The 6,000-nt window shown below is 67.0% G+C and carries 5 protein-coding genes; 4 read left to right on the plus strand and 1 reads right to left on the minus strand.

Going from position 1 to position 6,000, the window contains the following annotated elements:
* Positions 1–33: 33 nt before the first annotated feature.
* From groES to A5624_RS11990, 3 genes are all read left to right on the plus strand, one after another.
* Positions 34–336 (plus strand): co-chaperone GroES, encoded by a 303-nt coding sequence (gene groES, locus A5624_RS11980; RefSeq protein WP_064950356.1) that lies wholly within the window; start codon positions 34–36, stop codon positions 334–336.
* A gap of 136 nt (positions 337–472) precedes the next feature.
* The gene (gene groL, locus A5624_RS11985; protein WP_066866337.1) at positions 473–2,092 is read left to right on the plus strand and encodes a chaperonin GroEL; all 1,620 of its coding nucleotides are present in this window, start codon (positions 473–475) and stop codon (positions 2,090–2,092) included.
* A gap of 97 nt (positions 2,093–2,189) precedes the next feature.
* Positions 2,190–3,710 carry an adenylate/guanylate cyclase domain-containing protein gene (locus A5624_RS11990; RefSeq protein WP_066866339.1) on the plus strand — a complete coding sequence of 507 codons (1,521 nt, stop codon included), beginning with the start codon at positions 2,190–2,192 and terminating at the stop codon, positions 3,708–3,710.
* Between the two features lie 18 nt (positions 3,711–3,728).
* Here A5624_RS11990 and A5624_RS11995 read toward each other — a convergent pair whose 3' ends face one another.
* Positions 3,729–4,562 carry a mycofactocin-coupled SDR family oxidoreductase gene (locus tag A5624_RS11995; RefSeq protein ID WP_066866341.1) on the minus strand — a complete coding sequence of 278 codons (834 nt, stop codon included), beginning with the start codon at positions 4,560–4,562 and terminating at the stop codon, positions 3,729–3,731.
* 116 nt (positions 4,563–4,678) lie between these two features.
* On the opposite strand from A5624_RS11995, the gene A5624_RS12000 reads away from it, so the two are divergent.
* On the plus strand, positions 4,679–6,000 hold a 1,322-nt coding region (locus tag A5624_RS12000; protein WP_082990550.1), incomplete at its 3' end, for an adenylate/guanylate cyclase domain-containing protein.

Here is a 6,000-nt window from a genome sequence, read left to right on the forward strand (position 1 = left end):
CCCGGACCCGACCCAACAGTGGAGGCTCCAATCGTGGCGAAGGTGAATATCAAGCCACTCGAGGACAAGATTCTCGTGCAGGCCAACGAGGCCGAGACCACGACCGCGTCTGGTCTGGTCATTCCTGACACCGCCAAGGAGAAGCCGCAGGAAGGCACCGTCGTCGCAGTCGGCCCCGGCCGGTGGGACGAAGACGGCGCGAAGCGCATCCCGCTGGACGTCTCGGAAGGCGACACCGTCATCTACAGCAAGTACGGCGGCACCGAGATCAAGTACGGCGGCGAGGAGTACCTGATCCTGTCGGCACGCGACGTGCTGGCTGTCGTCTCCAAGTAAGAACCGTGTTCCGCCCCGGCGATCCCCGCGTCCCGCGCGGGTGATTTCCGGGGCGGCATGCGTTTGGGGCTAGTGGCGATCGCAAGCGCGGCGAAGCCGGGCGAAGCGGGTCGCCACCATTCAAACAAGGAGCCTGATGAGCAAGATCATTGAGTACGACGAGACCGCGCGCCGCGCCATCGAGGCGGGCGTGAACACGCTCGCCGACGCGGTACGGGTGACGCTCGGGCCGCGCGGCCGGCATGTGGTGCTGGCCAAGGCATTCGGTGGCCCGGCGGTCACCAACGACGGTGTGACCGTCGCGCGTGAGATCGACCTGGAAGACCCGTTCGAGAACCTGGGCGCCCAGCTGGTGAAGTCGGTGGCCACCAAGACCAACGACGTCGCCGGCGACGGCACCACGACGGCGACCGTGCTGGCGCAGGCGCTGGTCAAGGGCGGCCTGCGGCTGGTCGCGGCCGGCGCCAACCCCATCGAGTTGGGGGCGGGGATCAGCAAGGCCGCCGACGCGGTGTCCGAGGCGCTGCTGTCCGCGGCCACCCCGGTCTCCGGCAAGGACGCGATCGCGCAGGTGGCGACCGTGTCCTCGCGCGACCAGCTGCTGGGTGAGCTGGTCGGTGAGGCGATGACCAAGGTCGGCACCGACGGCGTGGTCAGCGTCGAAGAATCCTCGACGCTGAGCACCGAGCTCGAGTTCACCGAGGGCGTCGGTTTCGACAAGGGCTTCCTGTCGGCGTATTTCGTCACCGACTTCGACTCCCAGCAGGCCGTGCTGGACGACCCGGTGATCCTGTTGCACCAGGACAAGATCAGTTCGCTGCCCGACCTGCTGCCGATGCTGGAGAAAGTCGCCGAATCGGGCAAGCCGCTGTTGATCATCGCCGAGGACATCGAGGGCGAGGCGCTGGCCACCCTGGTCGTCAACTCCATCCGCAAGACGCTGAAGGCAGTCGCGGTCAAGGCGCCGTTCTTCGGCGACCGCCGCAAGGCGTTCCTGGAGGACCTGGCGATCGTGACCGGCGGCCAGGTGATCAACCCGGACGCGGGCCTGTTGCTGCGCGAGGTCGGCACGGACGTGCTGGGCTCGGCCCGCCGCGTGGTGGTCAGCAAGGACGACACCGTCATCGTCGACGGCGGCGGCACCAAGGATGCGGTGGCCAACCGCATCAAGCAGCTGCGCGCCGAGATCGAGGCGAGCGACTCCGACTGGGACCGCGAGAAGCTGCAGGAGCGGCTGGCCAAGCTGGCCGGCGGTGTGGCGGTGATCCAGGTGGGAGCGGCCACCGAGACGGCGCTCAAGGAACGCAAGGAAAGCGTCGAGGACGCTGTCGCGGCCGCGAAAGCCGCTGTCGAGGAAGGCATTGTCGCCGGTGGCGGCTCGGCGCTGCTGCAGACCCGCAAGGCGCTGGAGACGCTGCGCGCATCGCTGAGCGGCGACCAGGCACTGGGTGTCGGCGTCTTCTCCGAGGCGCTGGCGGCGCCGCTGTACTGGATCGCCACCAACGCCGGGCTCGACGGCGCGGTCGCGGTGCACAAGGTGACCGAGCTGCCCAACGGCCACGGCCTGAACGCGGACAAGCTGACCTACGGCGACCTGATCGCCGACGGCGTCATCGACCCGGTCAAAGTCACCCGCTCGGCGGTGCTCAACGCCGCGTCGGTGGCCCGGATGGTCCTGACCACCGAGACGGCGGTCGTCGACAAGCCGGCCGAGGAGGCCGACGACCATGGCCACGGTCATCACCACCACCACTGAGTGAACGACGACAAGCGCCCCCGGTTGCATGGCCGGGGGCGCTTGTTTGTTAGCTGACCGCGCCCACGAGCCGCGGTTGAGCGTCTACGGTCGCGGCATGGACCGCATCTGGCAGTGGGCGTGGGATCGGTATAAGACGAGATACTCGTGGGCGATTGGCGCGGTCCTCTACGCCCTGACCCTGCCGATCTTCCTTCTTCCGTCGTTCTGTGTTGTCGCTCTCGAAGGATCTGGCCACTACGTCGAGACCGTCACCGTGAACATTGTCGCCGGGTTGGTGCTGGTGTACATGCTCGTGCTTCCTGGCCGGGGCGGCAGTGGTGTCGTGGACCGTTGGGCGGCCGGCCGGGATGTTGATCGGGCGCGGGCATTGCACTCCACCTACAGGTGGGGCCGGCGGACAATTGCCCGAGCCGTGGTGGTCACCGCTGTCTGGGCTGCCCTGCTCTTGGTCGTCGTGGCTGGGATCGCCGGGGCGTCGGGGTGGCGGCTGGTCCAATACGGGATCATGGGCGCCGCAATGGGAACGGGCATCCAGCTCATCGGTGTGCACAGCTTCGTGGAAGCGGCGCTGCGGCCGGCCAGGTCTGCTATCGCTGATAGCACTGCAATCGGCGACTCCCTGCCTCGGTCTCATCCGAGCTTTGCGGCGTGGGTGAACGTCTCCATGCTCGGCGTCGCGTTCACGTTCGCCCTCTCAAGTGCGCTGCTGGCGGTGGTTTTCGAGCGAGCTGGACGTTTCCCGCTGCTTTACCTCCTGATCGCGGCCGGGATGATCCTCTGCTTCGCGGTACCTATCACCGTCGCCGCGGTGTTCGCGCCTTCGCTGCGGCCGATTCGCGACCTGGCCGAAGGGACGAAACGGGTTGCGGCGGGCGACTACAGCCGGCGCCTGCCAGTGGTTCAGGACGACGACCTTGGCGCGTTGGCCGCGTCGTTCAACCGCATGCAGGCGGGATTGGCCGAGCGGCAACGACTTCAGGGCGCGTTCGGGACCTATGTCGACCCGGCTCTAGCCGCGCGACTGCTCGAGCAAGGTGACGACGTCTTCACCGGCGAGCGCCGCGAGGTGACAGTGATGTTCGTCGACGTCCGCGACTTCACCCCGTTCGCCGAGGCCAACACCGCCGAGGACACCGTCGCCCGGCTTAATGCTTTGTTCGAGATCGTGGTGCCTGCGGTGGTCGATGCCGGTGGCCATGTCAACAAGTTCCTCGGCGACGGCGCGCTGGCCGTCTTCAACGCCCCTAACGATCTTGCCGATCATGCCGACGCGGCGGCGAGCGCGGCGTTGCGCATTCAGCACTTGGTAGCCGAACGATTCGGCGGAGCAGTGCGGGTCGGCATCGGGATCAACACCGGTGCGGTGATCGCCGGAACCATCGGCGGCGGAGGCAAACTCGAATTCACGCTCATCGGTGACGCCGTGAACGTCGCCGCCCGCGTCGAACAGCTCACCAAAACCACCGGGGACGCGATCCTGTTGACCCAGCAGACCGTCGACGCCTTGGCTTCTCGACCGGCCGGACTCGTCGACCGGGGATCCCACGAATTGAAAGGCAAGTCAGCCGCTGTCAACGTCTTCGGGCTCGATACAGCGGTTCGTCGCGTCGAGTGAAGGCGGTGGTGCCGCGCACTACTTCACCGAAATCCCGCCGTCCACCGGCAATGTGACTCCGGTGATATAGCGGCCCGAGCGCCCACAGAGGTAGACCATCGCCTCGCTCACATCCGCGGCTTCGATGAGCTCTACCGGCAGCGGCGCCTGCAACGCGGATGCACCTTCGGGATGCTCGGCCATCAATTGGGCAAAAGGTTCGTTGACGATCATCGGCGTCGCGACCCCGGTCGGATGCACCGTGTTGACGCGAATGTTTTTCTCCGCCAGGGAGGTTGCGTAGTACCTCATCAGGCCGACAACGCCGTGTTTTGCTGCGTGGTAGCCGGCCAAGCCGTGGCTGCGGCTACTGAACGTCGGGCAAAGGCTGTTCAACCCAGCGGTCGAGCTCGTGATCACGATGGCCCCGCCCTCGCCATGGTCGAGCATCCCGGGCAGGGCCGCCTCGACCGTGTAGTACACGCCGTTGAGCATCACACTGACCGAATCGACGAAGGCAGCGATGTCATGGCGCTGTTCGCCGACCCCCGGCAGGATCCCGGCGTTGGCGAGTACGAAATCGATTCTGCCGAACTCGGCCAGGCCGTTGGCGACTGCGGTTCGTAGCACCTGGAAATCGCGGACGTCGCCCTGCGCTGCGACGATCCGGCGGCCGGTCTTTTCGACCAGGTTGACGGTCTCGTCGAGATCCTCTGGGGTGGTCATCGGGTAGGCGACACTGTCGATCTGACCGCAGAGATCGACGGCGATGATGTCGGCACCCTCCTCGGCGAACCGCACCGCATGCGACCGACCTTGGCCACGGGCGGCGCCGGTGATGAACGCGACCTTCCCATCGAATTGCTTCGACATGACGCTCTCCCTTCGCTTGTGAGCCGAGTATCCGCCGAGCGGCTCGGGTTTGATCGGGTAATCGATTACTCGCTTTTGCTCATGCTCGGCGGCATCTCGGCGTTTACTTTCGCGGCATGGACCGCATCTGGCAATGGGCGTGGGATCGGCACGGCGCGAGGTATACGTGGGTGGCCTTCGCGATCACCGTCGTCCTGGGGGCGCCGACCTTCCTCGGATGGTCGTTTGTCGTTGTCGCGTTCCAGAAGTCGGATCACTACGTCGAGGCGGCCGCGGTCACCCTGGTCGGCATGCTGGTGCTGCAGTACCTGGTGGTACTTCCCGGCCTAGGCCGCCTGCGCCTTGCCGAGCGGTGGGCGGCCGGCCGCGAGGTCGACGCGGCCAGGGCGCTGGAGCAGACCTATGTCTTCGCGCGCGGGTGCGCCGCCCGGGCCGTGGGTGTCACCGCGGTCTGGGCCGCGCTGCTGTTCGGCGGTGTCGGTGTGATCGCCGGGGCGAGCGGGTCGCGGCTGGTGCAGTTCGCGGTGCTGGGCGCCGTCATCGGAGGCGTCGCCCAGCTGGCCTCCGTGCACAGCTACGTGGAAGGGGCGCTGCGGCCGGTGCGGGCCGCCATCACCGGTGACAGCGGAATCGGTGATTCCCTGCCGCGCTCTCGGCCGACCTTCGCCGCCTGGGCGAACGTGTCCATGCTGTCGGTCGCGTTCACGAACGCCGTCACCGCCGCGATAGTCGCGATCGTGTTCGCCCGCGTCGTCGATGCGCCCCTGCTGGCCATCGGGATCGGGAGCGTGCTGTTGATCGGCTTCACCATGCCGGTCAGCGTCGGCGCCATCTTCGCGCCGTCCCTTCGACCCATTCGCGACCTGGCCGAGGGAACCGAACGCGTGGCCGCCGGCGACTACAGCCGGCGCCTGCCGGTGGTCCAGGACGACGACCTCGGGGCGCTGGCGGCGTCGTTCAATCGCATGCAGGCGGGTTTGGCTGAGCGGCAACGACTTCAGGGCGCGTTCGGGACCTATGTCGATCCCGCGCTGGCCACCCGACTGCTCGAGCAGGGTGACGATGTGTTTTCCGGGGAGCGTCGGGAAGTGTCGGTGATGTTCGTCGACGTCCGCGATTTCACCCCGTTCGCCGAGGCCAACAGTGCCGAGGACGCCGTCGCCCGGCTCAATGCTTTGTTCGAGATAGTGGTTCCCGCCGTGGTCGACGCCGGCGGGCACGTGAATAAATTCCTCGGCGATGGCGCGCTGGCCGTGTTCGGTGCCCCCAACGATCTGGCCGATCATGCCGATGGGGCGGTGAATACCGCCGTATCGATTCATCGCCGCGTCGCCGAGCGATTCGAGGGTGAGCTGCGGGTCGGCATCGGGATCAACACCGGTGCGGTGATCGCCGGAACCATCGGCGGCGGAGGCAAACTCGAATTCACGCTCATCGG

This window comes from Mycobacterium sp. 1482292.6, from assembly GCF_001672995.1.
In the GTDB taxonomy this organism is placed as follows: Bacteria; Actinomycetota; Actinomycetes; order Mycobacteriales; family Mycobacteriaceae; genus Mycobacterium; species Mycobacterium europaeum_A.

Excerpts from the sequence above, each read along its gene's own strand:
- groL (WP_066866337.1), top strand. The coding sequence starts at position 473 with ATGAGCAAGATCATTGAGTACGACGAGACCGCGCGCCGCGCCATCGAG.
- A5624_RS11990 (WP_066866339.1), top strand. The coding sequence starts at position 2,190 with ATGGACCGCATCTGGCAGTGGGCGTGGGATCGGTATAAGACGAGATAC.
- A5624_RS11995 (WP_066866341.1), bottom strand. The coding sequence starts at position 4,562 with ATGTCGAAGCAATTCGATGGGAAGGTCGCGTTCATCACCGGCGCCGCC.